The sequence below is a fragment of the Haemophilus sp. Marseille-P9675 genome (assembly GCF_916862695.1).
GTDB classification, from domain to species: domain Bacteria; phylum Pseudomonadota; class Gammaproteobacteria; order Enterobacterales; family Pasteurellaceae; genus Haemophilus; species Haemophilus haemolyticus_K.
Window position 1 is genome coordinate 231,600 of the sequence record NZ_CAKASP010000001.1, and the last position, 21,678, is coordinate 253,277.

General features: G+C 38.7%; 18 protein-coding genes and 2 pseudogenes. 10 read left to right on the top strand and 10 right to left on the bottom strand.

The features are described 5' to 3' along the window. Positions 1–57: 57 nt before the first annotated feature. Genes hemH through LIX50_RS01130 form a run of 3 tightly spaced genes read right to left on the bottom strand, consistent with a single transcriptional unit; the run spans position 58 to position 4,554 of the window. Positions 58–1,044: a ferrochelatase gene (gene hemH / locus LIX50_RS01120; protein WP_048954098.1), complete on the bottom strand. Its 987-nt coding sequence runs from the start codon at positions 1,042–1,044 to the stop codon at positions 58–60. After that, complete coding sequence (locus LIX50_RS01125; protein WP_048954097.1) at positions 1,041–1,457, bottom strand: hotdog fold thioesterase; 417 nt, start codon at positions 1,455–1,457, stop codon at positions 1,041–1,043. Before LIX50_RS01125 ends, hemH begins: the two co-directional genes overlap by 4 nt. Positions 1,458–1,470: 13 nt before the next feature. Beyond that, entirely contained in the window at positions 1,471–4,554 is a 3,084-nt protein-coding gene (locus LIX50_RS01130) for an FAD-binding and (Fe-S)-binding domain-containing protein (protein ID WP_048954096.1), read from the bottom strand. A gap of 380 nt (positions 4,555–4,934) precedes the next feature. On the opposite strand from LIX50_RS01130, the gene ompA reads away from it, so the two are divergent. Beyond that, entirely contained in the window at positions 4,935–6,017 is a 1,083-nt protein-coding gene (ompA, locus tag LIX50_RS01135; protein ID WP_048954095.1) for a porin OmpA, read from the top strand. A gap of 152 nt (positions 6,018–6,169) precedes the next feature. Further along, the gene (gene grxD, locus LIX50_RS01140; protein WP_048954094.1) at positions 6,170–6,499 is read left to right on the top strand and encodes a Grx4 family monothiol glutaredoxin; all 330 of its coding nucleotides are present in this window, start codon (positions 6,170–6,172) and stop codon (positions 6,497–6,499) included. A gap of 60 nt (positions 6,500–6,559) precedes the next feature. Here grxD and pta read toward each other — a convergent pair. The 3 genes and pseudogenes from pta to LIX50_RS01150 form a co-directional block, all read right to left on the bottom strand. Continuing rightward, a pseudogene (gene pta, locus LIX50_RS01145) lies at positions 6,560–7,609 on the bottom strand (phosphate acetyltransferase); the annotation flags it as partial. A 72-nt stretch (positions 7,610–7,681) separates the two neighbouring features. Next, a pseudogene (locus LIX50_RS09575) lies at positions 7,682–8,008 on the bottom strand (AAA family ATPase); the annotation flags it as partial. A 65-nt stretch (positions 8,009–8,073) separates the two neighbouring features. Continuing rightward, positions 8,074–9,279, bottom strand: a complete 1,206-nt coding sequence (locus LIX50_RS01150) for an acetate kinase (RefSeq protein WP_048954092.1) — start codon at positions 9,277–9,279, stop codon at positions 8,074–8,076. Positions 9,280–9,499: 220 nt separating this feature from the next. Between LIX50_RS01150 and yfbV the strand changes: the two genes are divergently transcribed. The 3 genes from yfbV (at position 9,500) to purF (ending at position 12,049) form a co-directional block, all read left to right on the top strand. Then, complete coding sequence (gene yfbV, locus LIX50_RS01155; protein ID WP_048954091.1) at positions 9,500–9,943, top strand: terminus macrodomain insulation protein YfbV; 444 nt, start codon at positions 9,500–9,502, stop codon at positions 9,941–9,943. 86 nt (positions 9,944–10,029) lie between these two features. Then, positions 10,030–10,521: a CvpA family protein gene (locus LIX50_RS01160; RefSeq protein ID WP_005626270.1), complete on the top strand. Its 492-nt coding sequence runs from the start codon at positions 10,030–10,032 to the stop codon at positions 10,519–10,521. 10 nt (positions 10,522–10,531) lie between these two features. Then, a complete protein-coding gene (purF, locus tag LIX50_RS01165; RefSeq protein ID WP_048954090.1) occupies positions 10,532–12,049 on the top strand; it encodes an amidophosphoribosyltransferase in 1,518 nt (505 codons plus the stop codon). Between the two features lie 66 nt (positions 12,050–12,115). Here the strand turns inward: purF and LIX50_RS01170 are convergent, their stop codons facing one another. Together LIX50_RS01170 and argR are read right to left on the bottom strand one after the other, a co-directional pair. Next, the gene (locus tag LIX50_RS01170) at positions 12,116–13,006 is read right to left on the bottom strand and encodes a TIGR01777 family oxidoreductase (RefSeq protein WP_048954089.1); all 891 of its coding nucleotides are present in this window, start codon (positions 13,004–13,006) and stop codon (positions 12,116–12,118) included. Next, on the bottom strand, positions 13,006–13,461 hold the full coding sequence (gene argR, locus LIX50_RS01175) for a transcriptional regulator ArgR (RefSeq protein ID WP_005638679.1): 456 nt from the start codon (positions 13,459–13,461) through the stop codon (positions 13,006–13,008). The genes LIX50_RS01170 and argR overlap by 1 nt, the downstream gene beginning before the upstream one ends. 207 nt (positions 13,462–13,668) lie before the next feature. Between argR and mdh the strand changes: the two genes are divergently transcribed. After that, on the top strand, positions 13,669–14,604 hold the full coding sequence (gene mdh, locus LIX50_RS01180) for a malate dehydrogenase (RefSeq protein WP_048954088.1): 936 nt from the start codon (positions 13,669–13,671) through the stop codon (positions 14,602–14,604). Between the two features lie 85 nt (positions 14,605–14,689). On the opposite strand, the gene lysS is transcribed toward mdh, so the two are convergent. Both lysS and prfB read right to left on the bottom strand, forming a co-directional pair. Further along, positions 14,690–16,198 (bottom strand): lysine--tRNA ligase, encoded by a 1,509-nt coding sequence (lysS, locus tag LIX50_RS01185; RefSeq protein WP_048954087.1) that lies wholly within the window; start codon positions 16,196–16,198, stop codon positions 14,690–14,692. Between the two features lie 112 nt (positions 16,199–16,310). Continuing rightward, positions 16,311–17,409 (bottom strand): peptide chain release factor 2 gene (gene prfB, locus LIX50_RS01190; RefSeq protein WP_140523127.1). Its coding sequence is split into 2 segments (ribosomal slippage): positions 16,311–17,333 and positions 17,335–17,409, totalling 1,098 coding nucleotides; the frame shifts between segments, so codons are not numbered across the junction. 132 nt (positions 17,410–17,541) lie between these two features. Here prfB and dsbC point away from each other — a divergent pair. From dsbC to mtnN, 4 genes are all read left to right on the top strand, one after another. Then, complete coding sequence (gene dsbC / locus LIX50_RS01195; RefSeq protein ID WP_048954085.1) at positions 17,542–18,231, top strand: bifunctional protein-disulfide isomerase/oxidoreductase DsbC; 690 nt, start codon at positions 17,542–17,544, stop codon at positions 18,229–18,231. A gap of 287 nt (positions 18,232–18,518) precedes the next feature. Beyond that, the gene (gene recJ / locus LIX50_RS01200) at positions 18,519–20,246 is read left to right on the top strand and encodes a single-stranded-DNA-specific exonuclease RecJ (protein WP_048954084.1); all 1,728 of its coding nucleotides are present in this window, start codon (positions 18,519–18,521) and stop codon (positions 20,244–20,246) included. After that, the gene (locus tag LIX50_RS01205; protein ID WP_048954083.1) at positions 20,239–20,943 is read left to right on the top strand and encodes a thiol:disulfide interchange protein DsbA/DsbL; all 705 of its coding nucleotides are present in this window, start codon (positions 20,239–20,241) and stop codon (positions 20,941–20,943) included. Before recJ ends, LIX50_RS01205 begins: the two co-directional genes overlap by 8 nt. After that, positions 20,943–21,632 carry a 5'-methylthioadenosine/S-adenosylhomocysteine nucleosidase gene (mtnN, locus tag LIX50_RS01210; protein WP_048954082.1) on the top strand — a complete coding sequence of 230 codons (690 nt, stop codon included), beginning with the start codon at positions 20,943–20,945 and terminating at the stop codon, positions 21,630–21,632. The genes LIX50_RS01205 and mtnN overlap by 1 nt, the downstream gene beginning before the upstream one ends. The last annotated feature ends 46 nt before the right edge of the window (positions 21,633–21,678 follow it).

A 21,678-nucleotide genomic window follows, 5' to 3' on the forward strand; every position in this document is an offset into this window, starting at 1 on the left:
TCCTTGTGAAAAAATAATGGCTGATTTTAACAAAGAGCGGCCGATTTTAGAAATGTTTTACTCTTTCAATGAGGGAAAGATTTTTGCCAGGAGCAGTTTTCCCATCATTTCAATATGTTGCGGCTCTGCATTGAGTGCAGGAATATATTGGTAAGATTGTCCGCCATTAGTGAGAAAATTCTCGCGGTTTTCCTCATCAATTTCTTCAATAGTTTCTAAACAATCAACCGAAAAACCTGGGCAAATGACGGCTATTTTATGAATGCCTTGTGATGCTGCATTTTGGAGAAATTTATCCGTGTAAGGTTGTAACCATTCTTCTCGTCCAAAACGTGATTGGAAGGTTATTCCCCATTGGTTTTCGGTCAATCCCAATTTGTCTACAACAGCAAGCGTTGTCTGTTTGCAGTGTTCACGGTAGTAATCGCCCATATTTTCATAACGTAAAGGGATACCATGATAAGAAAATAGCAAAAACTCATCGGGTTTTAACCGCGCTTTTATGGAATCTGCTAAGGCGTTAATGTAATTTTCATCAACATGATAAGAATGAATAAAATCAAACGACACCATTCCTCGCTCTTCTTTAAGAGCATGAGCAAAGACATCAAATAGTGCGCCTGTTGTTGTACTAGAATATTGTGGGTAAAGGGGGAGGACAATAATTCGTTCAACTTTATTTTTAAGTAAATTTTTCACCGCACTTTGCATTGATGGGTTGCCGTATGTCATCGCAATTTCTACTTGAGCATCAATATGTTGCTTATCTAAATAGGCTTGTAATGCATCTTTTTGTCGTCGTGAAATGGCAAGTAAAGGCGAACCTTGCTCTGTCCAAATTGCTTGATAATTTTTAGCAATACGTTTTGAACGTAATGGCAAAATAACAGCCTTGAGTAATGGATACCATTTGTAAGGAGATAAATCGACTACTCTTGGGTCGGTTAAAAATTTCCATAAATAACGGGATATAGCAGATGAGGTGGGCGCATCGGGTGTCCCTAAATTGGCTAAAATAATCCCTATTTTTTGATTTGCTATCATAAGTTTAGAATAGAAAGTGTAAGTCGAGAAACGCAGCAAAGTTTATCTTGTTCATCACGAATGTCAATTTGCCATACGTGGATATTTCTATTTAAACTAATAGGTGTAGCCTTTGCTGTAACAATGCCTTGCTTTACTGAACGTAGGTGATGAGCATTAATATCAAGTCCCACTGCAATTTTATTTTCTTCTATTGCAAGGTATCCCGCCAATGAACCTATCGTTTCTGCTAATGCAACAGATATTCCGCCATGTAATAGACCAAAAGGTTGGGTTGTACGATGATCCACTGGCATTGTCGCTTCAATCCAATCCTCGCCAAAAGCAGAAATTTCAATGCCAAGATGGCTAACTGCACTATTGGAGCAAAGTTGATTTAAGTTTTCGAGCGTGAAGTTTTTTTGCCAAATCATGATCTTCCTTTCATTACGCTAAAATTTCTAATAATGCCTGAACAGGGTGTTTTAGCACCACATGTTCATAACGTTTTACCTGACTGCGGCAAGAATAACCGGTTGCTAAACAAAAGTGCGGATCTTTTTCATGCAGTTTTTTATGCCACGATACATCGTAGATTTCTTGGCTCATTTTTTGATTTTGCACTTCATGTCCAAATACACCAGCCATACCGCAACATCCTACTTTTTCTACATTAAGTTGTTGTCCAAATCTTCCAAAAATTTCTTGCCATTCTTTTGGGCTGTTTGGCATAAAAGTAGATTCCGTACAATGCGGGAATAAATACCAATCAGAAGTGCGGTCAGTTTTGGCAATGTTTTTCAGTTTATCTTGTAACTCCGCATTTTGTAATCTTTGTTTTAACCATTCGTGTGCGGTGAGAACGTGAAAATCACCACGTTTTTCTTGTAGTGCGTCTTTGTATTCGTCTCGATAAGACAGCACGATGGCTGGATCAACGCCTACAAGCGGAATGCCTAATTTTGCCATTCGATTTAAAAACTCGGCTTGATTTTGTGCTGTTTTGCTAAAGCGTTTTAAGAAACCTTTAATGTGCATTGCTTTGCCGTTTGGTTTAAATGGCAACAGAATTGGTTTGAAGCCTAATTTCTGCGTAAGCATAACAAAATCGCGTACCACTTTCGCATCATAGTAAGATGTGTAAGGATCTTGCACAATAAATAAAATATCGTTTTTTTCTACCGCACTTAGACCTTCCAATTCTTCCAAGGATTTGCCTTGATAATGAATTTCCACCAGCTGTTGTTGCAAATTGGGTTCAGAAAGCAAGGGCAAATCAGTCATGCCTAGTGTTTTTTCCACTAATGTTTGCGTGACTTTTAGCTTGGTAAAATAATTAAAGAATTTTGCCTGCTTTGCCATATAAGGCGCAGCGATTTCTAAATTTGCCACAACGTGATCTTTTACTGGGCGTAAGTAGCGGCTGTGATAAAAATGAAAGAATTTCGCACGGAAACTTGGTACATCAATTTTAATCGGGCATTGACTAGCACAGGCTTTACAAGCAAGACAAGTATCCATTGCAGCTTTCACTTCGTGAGAAAAATCATAATCCCCTCGCCATTTTTGAACCGTATTGCTTAGTCTTTTCACAAGTGCGGTTAATTTTATTTCTGTTTTACAGAAGTCTAATTGTTCGGGCGAAACATTTTCATTTGCCATCAATCGAAGCCATTCTCGAACCATAGCTGCGCGACCTTTCGGCGAAAATACACGATTTTTACTGACTTTCATCGATGGGCACATGATGCTGTGTTCATCAAAATTGAAACATAAACCGTTTCCATTGCAGTTCATCGCCCCCTTAAATTCATCTCGTATTTGGATAGGAATTTGGCGATCCTTATCAGCCCGCATTGGCGAAAGAATAGAATAAAGTTCCTCTTCGGAATCCAAAGGCGTACAGATTTTGCCGGGATTTAAACGATTGTTTGGATCGAATAAGGTTTTGATATAACGAAGTTCGTGCCAGAGTTCTGGGGTAAAGAATTTTTCGCCGTAATGGGAACGCACGCCTTTTCCGTGCTCTCCCCAGAGTAATCCACCATATTTAATCGTAAGTTCGGCGACTTCATCTGAAATTTGTTTGAATAATTTCACTTGTTCTTTATCGCATAAATCAAGCGCTGGGCGAACGTGTAATACGCCCGCATCCACGTGACCAAACATGCCATATTGTAAATGGTGCTTGTCTAATAAAGTGCGAAATTCACTAATGTAATCCGCAAGATTTTCTGGGGGGACACAAGTATCTTCTACAAACGGAATCGGTTTGGCTGCGCCTTTTGCGTTACCAAGTAAGCCTACTGCTTTTTTGCGCATTGCATAAATACGTTCAATAGAAGGTAAATCTGAGTAAACTTGATAGCCAATAATGTGATCTTGGTTGTGTTCGATTTTTTCATCAAGTGAGCGACAAAGTGCGGTGACTTGGCGGTCTATTTTTTCTTTATTATTACCAGCAAATTCCACAATATTTAAACCAAGAATTGGATCTTCTTCATCTTCTGTAAGAAGTTCATTCACCGAGTGCCAAATAATATCTTGTTTAGCGAGATTTAAGACTTTGGAATCAACGGTTTCCACAGAAAGCGCATTGGCTTTCACCATAAAAGGTGCATTGCGTAATGCTGCATCAAAAGAACGATATTTAATATTGATGAGCGTGCGATACTGCGGAATAGGCAGAAGATTGAGTTTGGCTTCACAAATAAATGCGAGAGAACCTTCAGAACCAGTGAGAATTCTGGTGAGATTAAATTCACTTTCATCTTCATTAAATACATTTTTCAGATCGTATCCCGTTAAAAAACGGTTAAGTTGTGGCAGATCTTTAATGATTGCCGCTCTTTTTTCTTTACAGTGTTGTGCAATGGTTTGATGGAGTCTTTTGCTACTATCACTTAATTCAAGCGTATCGATGTTTTCTAAAACATCAACAGAATTGACAGCACTGGTATCTAAAATCTCACCGTTCATTAATACTGCGCGTAATGCCAAAACATGATTAGAGGTTTTACCATATTGCAATGAACCTTGCCCAGAGGCATCCGTATTAATCATTCCACCTAACGTTGCTCGATTGCTGGTGGATAGCTCTGGGGCAAAGAATAAACCATGTGGTTTTAAAAATTGATTAAGTTGATCTTTTACTACGCCTGCTTGTACACGAACCCAACGTTCTTTGACATTGAGTTCTAAAATAGCAGTCATATGGCGAGAAAGATCCACTATTATATTGTTATTGATGGATTGTCCATTTGTGCCAGTGCCTCCACCACGAGGAGTAAAGGTGAGGAATTGATATTCAGGTAAATTTGCCAATTTGGTTATACGTACTATATCAGCAACAGTTTTCGGAAAAAGAATCGCTTGAGGAAGCTGTTGGTAAACGCTGTTATCCGTAGCAAGACTTAATCTATCTGCATAATTTGTAGCGATATCCCCTTCAAAATGTTGTTTTTTTAGTGCTTGGAGATAGTTAAGGACATCTTGTTCAATTTGTGGAGTGCGATTTAGACTTGGCAACATAGCATTTAACTCATTTAAAGCTATAAATACAGGGTGTTCTCGATAATATCTTAAGGAGCGCACAATGTCGAATTAGATTTTGAGCGTTTTGAAGAAGCGTTTTGTGGAGTAAATTAGTCAAGAATAGTGTATTTTTGGATAAAAAATAAACAAAAAGTTCAAAAAAAATTTGATCTTTTGAATTTTTATAGGATAATAATCGCACTTTTGAACGTTCCTTTGGCGTAAACAAAGGAATTGAATTTGTCAAAAGGTAACAATAGGGCAAATTCAAAACCCTAGTTAAGCAAATGCTTTGAGTGTAACTTTCCCTAAAAGTTCCATTATAAGCAAGGAAACTTTTCTTATTAATAAACGATGACTAAATAGAGGACATCAAAATGAAAAAAACTGCAATCGCATTAGTAGTTGCTGGTTTAGCAGCGGCTTCAGTAGCTCAAGCTGCACCACAAGAAAACACTTTCTATGCAGGTGTTAAAGCAGGTCAAGCATCTTTCCACGATGGTATTAACAAAAACAGTGTTATTGCTAACAAATTAAGTGTTAATGATTATGGTTATAACCGTAATTCTTTCACTTATGGTGTATTTGGTGGTTACCAAATCTTAAATCGTGATAACTTAGGTTTAGCAGTGGAATTAGGTTACGATGATTTTGGTCGTGCAAAAGCGCGTGAAGCTGGTAAAACTGTTGCTAAACACACTAACCACGGTACTCACTTAAGCTTTAAAGGTAGCTACGAAGTGTTAAATGGTTTAGATGTTTACGGTAAAGCAGGTGTGGCTTTAGTACGTTCTGACTATAAATTCTACGATAAGACAAATGGTGCTCGTGATCACGAAGAAGGTCGTCACAGCTTACGTACCTCTGGTTTATTCGCAGTCGGTGCAGAATATGCAGTATTACCAGAGTTAGCAGTTCGTTTAGAATACCAATGGTTAACTCGCGTAGGTAAATTCCGTACTCAAAATGCTCACAATAGCTCTGTAGATTACAACCCATGGATTGGTTCTATCAACGCTGGCGTTTCTTACCGTTTCGGTCAAGGCGCAGTAGCTGCACCAGCTATGGCTCCTGAAGTTGTAAGCAAAACTTTCAACTTAAACTCTGATGTAACTTTCGCTTTCGGTAAAGCAAACTTAAAACCACAAGCTAAAGCAACTTTAGATGGTATCTACGGTGAAATCGCACAAATCAACAGTGCTAAAGTAGCTGTTGCTGGTTACACTGACCGTATCGGTTCTGATGCTGGTAACTTAAAACTTTCTCAACGTCGTGCAGACACAGTAGCTAACTACTTAGTACAAAAAGGCGTAGCAACTAACGCAATCTCTGCAACTGGTTACGGTAAAGCAAATCCAGTGACTGGCGCAACTTGTGACCAAGTTAAAGGTCGTAAAGCGCTTATCGCTTGTTTAGCACCAGACCGTCGTGTTGAAATCGCAGTTAACGGTACTAAATAATTTTAGTATTCGTTTAACGAAAGATTAAATACAGAAAAAAAGGCTTAAACTTCGGTTTAGGCCTTTTGTTTTATTAAGATAATAATCCTAGAATTTCACTCAAGTTTTAACTTGTGGTAGAATTCAATCCTCTTTTATTCGTGGGGAACATTATGGAAACCTTAGACAAAATTAAAAAACAAATTAGTGAAAATCCAATTCTTATCTATATGAAAGGCTCACCTAAATTACCATCTTGTGGTTTTTCGGCGCGAGCAGTAGAAGCACTGATGAATTGTAAAGTACCTTTTGGTTATGTTGATATCTTACAACATGCTGATATTCGTGCTGAATTGCCTGTTTATGCGAATTGGCCTACTTTCCCACAACTATGGGTCGAGGGAGAGTTAATTGGTGGGTGTGATATTATTTTGGAAATGTATCAATCTGGGGAGTTGCAAACTTTATTAAATGAAGTTTCTGCAAAACATGCACAAAATTGATTAATCAATAAAAAATCCCGCATTCTTTTAAAAGTGCGGGATTTTTTTAGCTTGTTTAGACTATTGTGTTGCTTGAATTGCAGTTAATGCAATAGTGTAAACAATGTCATCGACTAATGCGCCACGAGATAAGTCATTAACAGGTTTTCGCATACCTTGAAGCATTGGACCTACCGCAACTAAATCAGCAGAGCGTTGAACTGCTTTATAGCCGATATTACCCGCGTTGATATCAGGGAATACAAATACATTTGCTTGACCCGCTACTTTAGAATTTGGTGCTTTAGAAGCTGCCACATCTTTCATCACAGCTGCATCGTATTGCAATGGACCATCAATTAATAAATCAGGGCGTTTTTCTTGTGCAATACGGGTTGCCTCTTTTACTTTCTCGACTGATTGACCCGCACCAGAAGTACCAGTTGAATAAGAAAGCATTGCCACTTTTGGTTCTAAACCAAATGCTTTTGCAGATTCGGCTGATTGGATTGCGATTTCAGCTAATTGTTCCGCTGTAGGTTCTGGATTTACCGCACAGTCGCCATAGACTAATACTTGGTCTGGTAATAACATAAAGAATACAGATGAGATAATTGAACTGCCAGGTGCTGTTTTGATGATCTGCATCGGTGGGCGAATAGTGTTTGCCGTTGTATGAACGGCACCAGAAACTAGACCATCCACTTTGCCAGCTTCTAACATCATGGTGCCTAATACAACGGTGTCTTCTAATTGCGCGCGAGCTTGTTCTTCAGTTAAGCCTTTAGATTTACGTAATTCAACTAAACGAGCAACGTAGTTTTCGCGTACGTCAGCTGGATTGATGATTGTTACGTCAGCACTTAAAGTCACGCCTTGTTCTGCTGCGACTTTTTTCACTGATTCAGGATCCGCTAATAATACTGATTTTGCGATACCACGTTCAGCACAGATTGCAGCCGCTTTAACAGTGCGAGGTTCGTCACCTTCTGGTAATACGATAGTTTTGCCTGCTTTGCGTGCTAAATCAGTTAATTTGAAACGGAATGCAGCTGGAGAAATACGTGCTTTACGAGCAAGTGGTGCAGAGATTGCCGCAACTAATGCTTGTTCATCGAAGGTTTTAATTTTTCCTGCTTGTGCACCAAATACACCTAATATATCAGCGTTGTTCACACCACCAAATTCTGAAGCAACGGCTTCTATTAATGTGCTTTCTTCATTGTTTGCTACTAAGATGATTTGTGCATCTAAGGTTTGCGCAATCGCAAAGTTTAAGCTATTTGCAAAAGGCGCTTGAGCTGAAGGTTGAACACCTTTAACAACCACTAGATTTGCATTTAATGCTTGGAAATCAGCAACGATTTTTTCTAACAACACGTCTTTTTGATTATTTGCGATGAATGCTTGAGCGGCTTTTACATCTTCTACTGCATTGAATATAACCGCATTTGTTGTTTTAGCGATTTGTAATGCTGATGCTAAATTGGCTTCTGTGCTAGTTGGAATAAGAATAACTGCTTTAGTCATTTTGATATACCTTTTAATAAATGAAAAAAACCTGCTGATTTTTCAGCAGGTTTGATGGAAGTTGATTAGCCCGCTAAACGTGCGGTATCTTGAGCGATGACTAACTCTTCATTAGTTGGAAGTACAATCGCTTTAAATGCAGAATCATCAGTAGTGATTACGCCATCTTTACCGAAGCGTGCCGCAAGATTGCGTTCGTTATCCACTTTAATACCAAATAATTTTAAGTGATTTAATGCTAATTCACGAACATGAGCGGAGTTTTCACCGATACCACCCGTAAATGCAATGGCATCTAAGTGATCATCGCCTAATACCGCCATATAAGCACCGATGTATTTTGCTAAACGGTAACTATAGACGTCTAATGCACGTTTTGCTTCAGGCTTAGACAGATCGTCGTAGTTATCTTCTGCATAACGACAGTCACTGGTTACCTCAGTTAAACCTAAAAGACCGGATTTTTTCACTAAAGTCTCTTCGATTTGTTCCATTGACATACCTAAGTTTTTGTATAGGTAGAATACGATTGCAGGGTCGATATCACCACAACGAGTGCCCATTACTAAACCTTCTAACGGAGTTAAGCCCATTGATGTATCAATACATTTACCGTTACGAACAACAGAAACAGACCCCCCATTACCTAAGTGACAAATAATCGTATTGACTTGGTCTGCAGGTTTACCTACATATTCAGCGACTTCACGAGAAACGAAGTAGTGGCTAGTACCGTGAGCACCATAGCGACGAACAGCGTGCTCTTTATAGAGTGAATATGGAAGCGCATATAAGAATGCTTCTTCAGGCATAGTTTGGTGGAAAGCAGTATCAAATACGGCAACATTCTTATCTTTTAAATGTGGGAAGGTTTTAAAGGCTTCACGAATACCGATTAGGTGAGCAGGGTTGTGAAGTGGGGCAAATTGTGCTGCATCTTCAATACCTTTAACCACTTCATCTGTGATTACAACGGATTGAGTGTATTTTTCACCACCGTGAACGATACGGTGACCAATCGATGTGATTGAGTTTTTAAGCTCATCAGTCATAATGTTTGATGCAATGAAGTCAAGTGCTTCAGTATGTGCTGCACCTGCACCTAAATCTGCGCTCCCTTTCTCACCGTTAAGTTTCCATTTAATGCGAGCTTCTGGAAGGAAAAATGCTTCAGCTAAACCAGATAATTTTTCTTCACCTGTTGCTGGATCAAGGATTGCAAATTTTAATGAAGAACTACCACAGTTAAGGATTAGAACAAGTTTTGACATAGGAACCCTATATTTGATTAAAGTTAATGAAAATCCACTCAGTTGAATGGACTGAAAAAATCGGACATAGGATACACTTTTTGACAAATAAAATAAATTCGTCTATGCATAAAAATTCATCAGGTTATTAAATTTTTTGAAAATTTAAACTTTTTGGGTAAGGTGACAAAATAATATAAAGTGGGGTATGATAAGTGCGGTTATTTTAACGAGCATTTTTATGGCATTTTTTTCCATTTTAAAACAGGGACAAGTTTATCTTAATACTTGGCCGCAGGAGGCTAAGTTAGGCATGATTTTCCCTGAAAACCGTATTATGAAAGCCACGAGTTTTGCACAAAAATTCATGCCCTTTGTTGCTGTATTTGCAGTGGTGTGGCAACAGATTTATGCAAAAAATGATTTGATGGCCTTTTCTATTGCAATTTTGACCTCACTTTTTGCCTTGCTTATTCCTTTTCAAGGTCTTTATTGGCTTGGTAAGCGTGCGAATTCGCCATTAGAAAATCAAAGTGCGGTATGGTTTTATGATATTTGCGAACGCTTAAAACAACTACATGAACCCTTGCCTTTTGTGCAAGATCAACCGACATACCAACATTTAGCAGAAGTCTTAAAGAAAGCTCAAAGCAAATTTGAACGTGCTTTTTGGCAGGAAATTTAGTTTACGCAAACGTTTTCTTTTTGGCTTTATTTTTGTAAAATACCTCGGTCGTTTTAAACGGCCGTTTTTTATTGAGAGATTATTTAATGATCGATTACATTATTATTGGCATTATCGCTTTTTCTATTCTTGTCAGTTTATTACGCGGTTTTGTTCGCGAAGTGCTTTCACTCGGTAGCTGGGTTGTAGCATTTATTGTAGCAAGCCAGTTCTATCCTTATCTTGCAGCTTATCTTACGCAAATTGAATCAATGTATATTCGTAATGGAACCGCGATCGGGATTTTATTTGTACTGACTTTAATCGTGGGTGCCATAGTAAATTATGTGATTAGCCAATTAGTAGATAAAACTGGTTTAAGCGGCACTGATCGTGTTTTAGGTGCGATTTTTGGTTTAGTGCGCGGTGCGCTGATTGTCGCTGCGTTATTATTTTTCATGGATACCTTCACCAATTTTGAACAAACTGATTGGTGGAAAGAATCTCAATTAATACCGCACTTTGGTTTTATTATTGAATGGTTCTTTCAACAACTTCAGGCTAGTTCAAGTTTTTTAAATCCAACGCTTAATCAATAAGGAACACAAAATGTGTGGTATTGTCGGTATTGTTAGCCAAAGTCCGGTTAATGAATCTATTTATGCAGCATTAACTCTTTTGCAACATCGTGGGCAAGATGCTGCGGGCATAGTGACGGTTGACGATGAAAATCGTTTCCGCTTACGCAAAGCTAACGGTTTAGTGAGTGATGTGTTCCATCAAGAGCATATGCTACGGTTGCAAGGAAATGCTGGATTGGGGCATGTTCGTTATCCTACAGCGGGGAGTTCTAGCGTCTCAGAGGCGCAGCCTTTTTATGTGAATTCTCCCTATGGTGTCACTTTGGTGCATAACGGCAATTTAACCAACTCAGTGGAGTTAAAAGAAAAGGTTTTTAAAACTGCCCGCCGTCATGTAAACACCAATTCAGATTCCGAACTTCTTCTTAATATTTTCGCTAAACATCTCGATTACATTCTTAAAGATCACCTCGACCCACAAGATATTTTCTATGCCGTTCGTAAAACTCACAACGATGTTCGTGGTGCTTATGCTTGCTTAGCGATGATTATTGGGCATGGTATGGTTGCGTTTCGTGATCCTTTTGGTATTCGTCCTTTAGTGTTGGGTAAACGCGAAGAAAATGGCAAAACTGAGTATATGTTTGCGTCTGAAACAGTAGCCTTAGATATTGTGGGTTTTGACTTTGTTCGCGATATTGCCCCGGGTGAAGCCGTTTATGTGACATTTGATGGCGAGCTTTATTCGCAGCAATGCGCCGAAAGTGCGGTGCTAAATCCTTGTATTTTTGAGTATGTTTATTTTGCACGTCCAGATTCAACGATCGATGGCGTCTCTGTTTATGCTGCACGTGTTCACATGGGCGAAAAACTAGGGCAAAAAATTGCAAAAGAATGGGCGGATGAAATTGATAATATTGATGTGGTGATTCCCGTTCCTGAAACTTCCACAGATATTGCGTTACAAATTGCCCGTGTATTAGGGAAACCTTACCGCCAAGGATTTGTAAAAAATCGCTATGTTGGTCGTACGTTTATTATGCCAGGACAAGCACAGCGTATTAGTTCGGTTCGCCGCAAATTGAATACCATTAAAGCTGAATTTAAAGATAAAAACGTCTTATTGGTGGACGATTCTATTGTTCGCGGTACAACCTCTGAGCAAATTGTTGAAATGGCTCGCTCAGCTGGCGCGAAGAAAATTTACTTTGCCTCTGCTGCTCCAGAAATTCGTTATCCGAATGTATATGGTATTGATATGCCGAGTCGCGATGAACTGATCGCTTACGGTCGAAATGTTGATGAAATTGCGCATTTGATTGGCGTAGATAAACTAATTTTCCAAGATCTGACCGCACTTACCGAATCTGTTCAATTAGAAAATCCGGCTATTCGAGGATTTGATTGTTCAGTATTCACTGGCGAATATATTACAGGCGATATCACGCCAAAATATTTAGAAAAAATTGCAAGTCAACGGAACGACAGTGCAAAGAAAAAACGTGAAAAACAAGCATCTAATCTTGAAATTTATAATGAACAATAAATGGCGATAAGGCGAGATATTTAGTCTGATAAAAAATCACCGCATTAAAAAAGTGCGGTGATTTTTTTATTTGTTTTTTAGGATATCTTTTAGATAGTTTTCGCAATCAGAATATTGAAATTGGAATCCAGCGTTGAGTAATTTTTCAGGCACAACATTTTGGCTTTCTAGTAATAGATTCGCTCGTTCGCCAAGAATGAAATGTAATATCCATTTGGGAATGATTGCAAAGGCAGGGCGCTTTAATATTCCAGCCAAAGTGCGGTTAAATTTATGCTGTTTTATAGGATTCGGGGCGGTGAAGTTAAATGAGTCTTGGCACTCTGAATGATCGAGTAAAAATAAAATGCCATTGACCATATCTTCCAAAGCAATCCAGGGAAAATATTGCTCTCCATTGCCTAGTTTGCCACCAAGTCCCCATTTGTATAAAGGCAACATTTGAGCAAGGGCACCTCCTTTCTTAGAAAAGACCATGCCTGTTCGAATCAAACAAACCCTCCCATTAGCTTGTCGCGCAATATTTTCCCAATCTTGGCATAATTGTGCGGTGAAGGTTTTTGCTGTTTTGCTTGTTTCGGTAATTTTTTGTTCGTCTTGATCGCCATAAATTCCAGTCGCTGAACCTGAAATAAAAATAGGGTGTTGTTGATACTGATTGATGAATTCAACTAGTTGAGTGGTAAGGCTTAAACGACTTTCTCGTAAAATAGATTTTTGCTTTGTCGTCCAAGCTTTATGAAAAATCGGCTCACCAGCAAGATTGATGATGGCATCAAACTGTTCTTGTAAATCGAGTTCTGAAAGTGCGGTAATAAATTTGATATTTTTTTGCTTTGAGATAGTGTGCGGCGTACTTGAGCGCGTTAAGATCGTCACTTGTTCATTGCGTAAGCAGAGTTGTTCAACAAGTGCTTTGCCGATAAGTCCCGTGCCCCCAGTTAATAAAATGTTCATTACAGCGCGTTTTCAAATAAACGTTGAACATTTTTGAGTAAATCGACAATTTTTGTACCACGCGTTGGTGTGATAAAAATTGTGTCATCGCCTGCGATAGTGCCTAAGATGCCTTCTGATTTTCCAATTGAATCGAGCAAGCGAGCGATGAGTTGTGCCGCACCTGGAGAAGTCTTAATGACAATTAACATATCATTGTAATCAACGTCTAATACAAGATTTTTTAATGGACTACTGGTATTAGGAACACTTAATTCACCTGGTAAGCAATAGACCATTTCCATTTTGGTATTACGGGTGCGAACAGCGCCAAATTTGGTGAGCATTCTTGATATTTTTGATTGATTAATGCCTGTAAAGCCTTGTTTTTTTAAGGCATCGACAATCTCACTTTGAGAGCCAAAGCGTTCTTGATTGAGTAATTCTTTAAAAGCGCGAGTTAAATTGTCAGTCATTTTTATTTTTCAATAGTCAAAAATTTGCATAAGAATTGCATAAAAATTCATTTTCAGCAACTTGAATGTGAATAAAAGCAAAGAGAAGGAAAAAATTACCTCAGAAATGTGAACTAGATCATAGAATGATATTTCTCTGTTTGTAATTGTGAGATGAAAATTTTAAAATCAGGTCATCTTAAATTAACTAACACATAAGGAGTATTTATGAAAGTTGCAGTATTAGGCGCCGCAGGCGGTATTGGTCAAGCATTAGCGTTATTACTAAAACTTCAATTGCCTGCTGGTTCAGATTTAGCATTATATGATATTGCCCCTGTTACCCCAGGCGTTGCAGTGGATGTGAGCCATATTCCAACTGCAGTGAGTGTGAAAGGTTTTTCTGGTGAAGATCCAACTCCAGCACTTGAAGGTGCGGATGTTGTATTAATTTCTGCTGGTGTTGCGCGTAAACCTGGTATGGATCGTTCAGATTTATTCAATATTAATGCAGGCATTGTTCGAGGTTTAATTGAGAAAGTCGCGGTCACTTGCCCGAAAGCTTGTGTTGGTATCATCACTAACCCAGTAAATACTACCGTTGCGATTGCGGCTGAAGTATTGAAAAAAGCAGGCGTTTATGACAAACGTAAATTATTTGGTGTGACAACTTTAGACGTGTTACGTTCTGAAACCTTTGTGGCTGAATTAAAAGGTTTAAATGTTTCTCGTACGAGCGTTCCTGTTATTGGTGGTCACTCAGGTGTGACTATTCTTCCATTACTTTCTCAAGTTCAATATGCTGAGTGGAATGAAGATGAAATTGAACCATTAACAAAACGTATCCAAAATGCAGGTACAGAAGTGGTTAATGCAAAAGCGGGTGGTGGTTCTGCAACGCTTTCAATGGCGCAAGCTGCTGCTCGTTTTGCTCGTTCTTTAGTGAAAGGATTAAGTGGCGAGACAGTCGTTGAATGTACTTATGTTGAAGGTGATGGTAAATATGCTCGTTTCTTCTCTCAACCAGTTCGTTTAGGCAAAGAAGGTGTAGAAGAAATTTTACCAATTGGTCCATTAAGCAATTTTGAACAACAAGCTCTAGAAAATATGTTGCCGACTTTACATGCAGATATTGAATTAGGTGAAAAATTTATTAATGGTTAATCATTAAAAAATAAGGGGGCATTAGCTCCCTTTTTCATGTTTAGATAAAAAAGCCACCAAATGGTGGCTTTTGTTTATATCTTTATTATTTCTGACGCATTGCAGGGAATAAGATTACATCGCGAATTGATGGTGCATTTGCATAAAGCATCGCTAGACGGTCGATACCTAAACCTTCACCAGCTGTTGGTGGTAAGCCGTGTTCTAGCGCAACAACAAAGTCTTCATCTTTAAACATCGCTTCATCATCGCCAGCTTCTTTGGCAGCCACTTGTGCATCAAAACGTTCATTTTGATCTTCCGCGTCATTTAATTCTGAGAAACCATTACCGATTTCACGACCACCGATAAAGAGCTCAAAACGATCTGTTACATCTGGGTTTTCATCATTACGACGTGCAAGTGGCGAAATTTCCGCAGGGTGAGCCATTAAGAAGGTTGGTTGAATTAGGTGATGTTCAGCCACTTCTTCAAAAATTGCATTGACAATGCTGCCTAAACCCCAAGATTTTTGTACTTCAATACCTAAGCGTTCAGCCGTGGCTTTTGCACGCTCAAAGTCATATAAATCTTCTTTTACGATACCTTTGTCAGCACCATATTTAATCGTTGCATCGTGTAACGTAATACGTTCGAATGGTTTACCAAAATCAAATTCGTATTCACCGTATTTCACAATAGTGGTACCAAGAATATCAATCGCTAATTTACGAAGCAGTTCTTCGGTGTTATCCATTAAATCATGGTAGTCTGCATACGCTTGATAGTATTCAAGCATGGTAAATTCTGGATTATGACGAACAGAAACCCCTTCATTACGGAAGTTACGGTTTAATTCAAATACTCGTTCAAATCCACCAACGACTAAGCGTTTTAAATAAAGTTCAGGTGCGATACGTAAATACATATCCACATCTAATGCATTGTGATGAGTCACGAAAGGACGCGCAGATGCGCCGCCTGGAATCACTTGTAACATTGGCGTTTCTACTTCCATAAAGCCTTTAGAAATGAAATATTCACGAATACCTGCGACAACTTTAGAACGAATAATAAAAGTGCGGCGAGATTCTTCGTTAGAAATCAAATCTAAATAACGTTGGCGATAACGAACTTCTTGGTCGGTTAAGCCATGGAATTTATCTGGTAATGGGCGAAGTGCTTTAGTTAAAAGTTGAACTTCAGTGGTTTTCACTGTGAGTTCATCTGTTTTTGTTTTAAATAAAGTGCCTTTAACGCCAACGATATCCCCTAAATCCCAAGTACCAACGTCATCTTTATAAATGCCTTCAGGCAAATTATCGCGTGCAACATAAAGCTGAATTTTACCGCTCATATCTTGAATGGTGATAAACGTCGCCTTGCCCATTGCACGGCGAGTCATAATACGCCCAGCAACTTGTACTTCAACGCCTTTCTCTTTTAAGATTTCACCGTCTTCTGCATCATATTGATTGTGCAAATCTTGTGCGAGAGCATCACGACGAAATTTGTTTGGAAATGCATTACCTTTTGCACGTAATGCGGCTAATTTTTCACGACGAACGAGCATTTCGCCATTGAGATCTAATTCTTTAACTTCTTGTTCTGACATGTTGTTTACCTTTAATTTTAACTTTAAAAATATTTTCAAAAATAACCGCACTTTTGGGTTATTTCTTATGATGGGATAAGTAATGCGTCTTTACTTATCCAGCAAATCATGCTTAAAGCCCAGCTTTTAAACTCGCTTCAATAAATCGATCTAAATCACCGTCTAATACGGCTTGGGTGTTACGGTTTTCCACACCAGTACGCAAATCTTTAATGCGTGAATCGTCTAATACGTAAGAGCGAATTTGGCTGCCCCAACCAATGTCAGATTTATTATCTTCCATTGCTTGTTTATCTGCATTTTTCTTCTGTAATTCAAGCTCATACAATTTTGCTTTTAATTGTTTCATCGCTTGATCTTTGTTCTTGTGCTGTGAACGGTCGTTTTGACATTGCACCACAATGCCACTTGGCATATGGGTAATTCGCACCGCACTTTCTGTTTTGTTTACGTGCTGACCACCGGCCCCTGATGCACGATAAACATCAATACGTAAATCAGCAGGATTGATTTCAATATCAATATCATCATCAATTTCAGGGTAGACAAATGCTGCACTGAATGATGTGTGACGACGGTTATTGGAATCAAATGGACTTTTACGCACCAAACGATGAATACCGGTTTCTGTTCGTAACCAACCAAAGGCATATTCACCGCTCACTTTAATCGTTGCCGATTTTAACCCTGCAACATCACCGTCAGAGACTTCCATCAGTTCTGTTTTAAAACCTTTGCTTTCAGCCCAACGGAGATACATACGGAGTAACATTTCTGTCCAATCTTGAGCTTCCGTACCGCCAGAACCTGCTTGTAAGTCCACATAGCAATCGCAAGCATCATGTTCACCACTAAACATTCGACGGAACTCTAATTTTTCGAGTTGTAGTTCGAGTTCATCTAATTCAGCAACCGCTTCATGGAAGGTGTCTTCGTCTTCTGCTTCGATGGCAAGTTCTAACAAACCATCAACATCTTCTAAGCCTTGTTCTAAATTTTTGATGGTATTTACAACTTGTTCTAAAGAAACGCGTTCTTTACCAAGCGCTTGGGCTTTATCTGGATCATTCCAAACATCTGGCTGTTCTAATTCCGCATTGACTTCTTCTAAACGCTCAACTTTTGCATCGAAGTCAAAGATACCCCCGAAGCACCGAAGTGCGGTCGGATAAGTCGGTGATTTTATTTTTTACAGGATTGATTTCAAACATAATAAATTCACTGTGTGATAAAGTGTGGAATTATATGCTATTTTCTGATTTTTGGATAGTTTGACCTTGCAGAAATTAGCAATCTCTCTATAATTTCAGACTTTCTTACTCAAGTAAATTTAGGAACAAAAAATGAAGAAAATTTTTACCGCACTTTTGTGCATGGCTGCGGCTAATGCAATGGCAAACGATGCCACGATTAAAAGCAAATTACAGTCTCTTGGCGCATCAAATATTGATGTGAAATCCTCGCCAATTTCAGGTATCAAAACAGCAGTAACAGATCAAGGCGTACTTTATGTGACAGACGATGGAAAATATGCTTTCCAAGGTAAACTTTACGAGCTCACGAATAATGGTCCTGTTGATGTAGCGGGTAAAATTTTAGTGGATAAACTTAATTCTTATAAAAATGAGATGATTGTTTATCCCGCTAAAAATGAAAAGTATGTTGTGACGGTATTTATGGATATTACTTGCCATTATTGCCATTTATTACATCAGCAATTAAAAGAATATAACGATCTTGGAATTACCGTGCGTTATTTAGCTTTCCCTCGTGCGGGCATGAATAACCAAACTGCAAAACAAATGGAAGCAATTTGGACGGCAAAAGATCCTGTTTTTGCTTTAAATGAAGCAGAAAAAGGCAATTTACCGAAAGAAGTTAAAACCCCAAATGTTGTGAAAAAACATTATGAATTAGGCGCGCAATTTGGCGTAAATGGTACACCAAGTATTGTTACCTCAACTGGTGAGCTTATTGGCGGTTATTTAAAACCAGCTGATTTATTGAGCGCACTTGAAGAAACAGCGAAATAATTTTATAATGAAAACCAAGGGGCAGATGTCTACCCCTTGTATTTAGTCGGTTATGCTTAATATGCTGGGGAGCTTAAAAGCATTAACAATACTAAGACTATGATATAGATACATAATTTAGGCATTATTAAAATCCTTAGCTGACACAATAGTTAGACTAATGGTCAGTAGGGCTTTTAACCCCTGTCAGCATTCAGGGTTAAAAGCCCTGACCGACAGGAAAAAGTATAGATAAAAAAGCTGTTGATTTCAACAGCTTTTTGCTTTTAGATATGAATTAATATCCAGTGAAAAAACTTATCAAACGCCGTGAAATTCCAGTTGGAAATTCTGTTTCAAACCATCCGTTATTAGATCGCCTTTATCGCGCACGCCATATTCAAAACACTGAAGAATTAGACCGCACTTTAAAATCAATTCTGAATCCAAATCAGCTATATGGTATTGATCAAGCCGTAAATTTATTAGTGGAAGCTTACCAACAACAGCAAAAAATAGTGATTGTTGGGGATTTTGATGCTGATGGTGCAACTAGTACAGCATTGAGTGTGCTGGCTTTAAAACAACTTGGTTTTGCTGACGTGGATTATCTTGTACCAAATCGATTTGAACAAGGTTATGGTTTGAGTATTCCTATGGCTGAAATGGCGATTGAAAAGGGTGTACAGCTTTTAATGACGGTGGATAACGGCGTTTCATCTTTTGAAGGCGTTGCATTTTTGAAAGAGAAAGGTATCCGTGTTTTAGTGACGGATCACCATTTACCACCCGAAACTTTGCCGCCAGCCGATGCTATTGTTAACCCTAATTTAAGCCAGTGTGGTTTTCCTTCAAAATCCTTAGCGGGCGTTGGTGTTGCGTTTTATTTGATGTTAGCCGTACGAGCAAAATTTCGTGAGCTCGGTATTTTTACTGCAGAAACACAACCTAATTTTACTGATTTGCTCGATCTAGTAGCATTGGGTACTGTCGCAGATGTGGTGCCTTTAGATCAAAATAATCGTATCCTTGCTTATCAAGGCTTAATGCGGATTCGTGCACGGCGTTGCCGTCCAGGTATTGTTGCGTTGGCTGAAGTGGCTAACCGTAATGTTGAACAGTTTACTTCAAGTGATCTCGGTTTTTGTATCGGGCCTCGTTTAAATGCAGCAGGGCGCTTAGACAATATGTCGATTGGGGTAGAGCTTTTACTGGCGGACGATATGCTAAAAGCCAGAGAATTCGCTTTAGAGCTTGACCAACTTAACCAAACGCGTAAAGAAATTGAAGCAGGCATGAAACTTGAGGCGCTAGAAATTTGCCAAAATCTCACCGCACTTTTTAAAGAGTTACCTTCGGGGATTACACTTTATCAACCCGATTGGCATCAAGGTGTGTTGGGAATAGTATCCTCTCGGATTAAAGAGCAATATCACCGTCCAGTCATTGCCTTCGCGAAAGATGGTGAGGGAGTTTTGAAAGGTTCCGCGCGTTCTATTGAAGGCTTACATATGCGTGATGTTTTGGAGCGTATTCATTCGCAACATCCTAATATGATTTTAAAATTTGGTGGCCATGCGATGGCTGCAGGATTAAGCCTTCGAGAAGAACACTTTGACGATTTCCAACATATTTTTAATCAAACTGTTGCCGATTGGCTTGATGAAGAACATTTACAAGGTGTAATTTGGACCGATGGCGAATTAAATTCAAATGAATTTAATCTTGAAACGGCGGAATTGATAAAATCAGCAGGCCCTTGGGGACAAGCTTTCCCAGAGCCTTGTTTTGATGGTGAATTCAAAATTTTAGATCAGCGTGCAATTGGACAAAATCAAAATCATCTCAAAATGTTAGTGGAGCCAAAACAAGGTGGCCCTTTATTAGATGCGGTTGCGTTTAATATTGACACAAGATTATATCCCGATCTTTCAATTAAACAGGCAAGATTTGCATATAAATTGGATGTTAATGAGTTTCGTGGTAACCGAAATGTACAGCTTTTAGTAGAATATATTGAAGCGATTGATGAGTAATGTTTTGAAATTTTATGGATTATTCGTATTAGGCTTATTTGGGTTTACATCATCGGTTTTAGCTGAAGTAAATCAAAAAGAATTTTCTACTCAAAATCCACCGCACTTACCATCTTCTGATGTCATGCATTTTGAAGATGGGCGGGATTATTTTTCTTATCAAGAACCTATTGAACAAGCGCCTAGAGCAGACAAAAAAATACGTATTCAATTCTTTTTTGATTACGATTGCCGCGTATGTTCGTCAGCGCAAGATATTTTAGAGCTTTATAGTCAAATGCGTACAAATAAAGTTGCGTTGGAGCAATATCCTATTGCAACTGCGGATAGTCAGTTTAGCGCACGCGTTTTTTATACCTTGCAAGCACTAAGTGCGGGTGAATTATCTAATGTTTTATTATTTGAAACTTCAGAAAAATCCCGTTATGCAGAGTTGTCTGCGACAAATAAAATTCAACAATGGGCGGAAGAACAAGCTCTAGATAAACAGTTATTTATTCAGGCTGAAAATTCAGAAAGAGTAAAAGAGCAAATTCAAGATGCGATTGAATTGACGGAAGAATATGGTGTGTTTACCTATCCTTACGTTGTCATTGGGGGAAAATATGTACTCACGGCGAGCACCCTTTATAACGATGATTATAGCGTGGCGGTGTTAGATTTTTTGGTAAATAAAATAGAACAGGAACAAAAGTGATGAAAATCGGAATTGTTGGCGCAATGGCGCAAGAAGTAGAAATTTTAAAAAATTTAATGGCAGAGAGAACTGAAACTCGAGTAGCAAGTGCGGTCATTTTTGAAGGCAAAATTAATGGTAAAAATGTTGCATTATTGCAATCAGGTATTGGAAAAGTGGCTGCCGCAATTGGTACGACTGCATTGTTGCAATTAGCCAAGCCAGATTTTGTGATCAATACTGGTTCTGCGGGTGGGGTAGCAAAAGGCTTGAAAGTGGGGGATATTGTGATTTCTGATGAAACACGCTACCACGATGCGGATGTGACAGCTTTTGGCTATGAAAAAGGGCAGCTGCCCGCTAATCCCGCGGCATTTTTATCAGACCAAAAACTAGCTGACCTCGCTCAAGAAATTGCAGAAAAGCAAGGACAATCAGTAAAACGTGGTTTAATTTGCTCTGGCGATAGTTTTATTAATAGTGAAGACAAAATTGCACAAATAAAAGCTGACTTCCCGAATGTGACGGGGGTTGAAATGGAAGCCACAGCGATTGCACAAGTTTGCTATGCTTTTAATGTGCCTTTTGTAGTGGTTCGAGCAATTTCTGATGCAGGCAATGGTGAAGCAAGTATGTCTTTTGAAGAGTTCTTACCGTTGGCTGCAAAACAGTCTTCATCATTAGTATTAGGGATGATTGATAGACTGTAGTAATAATCTTTTAATCAGATAATAAATTTTACAATTAAATCATAAA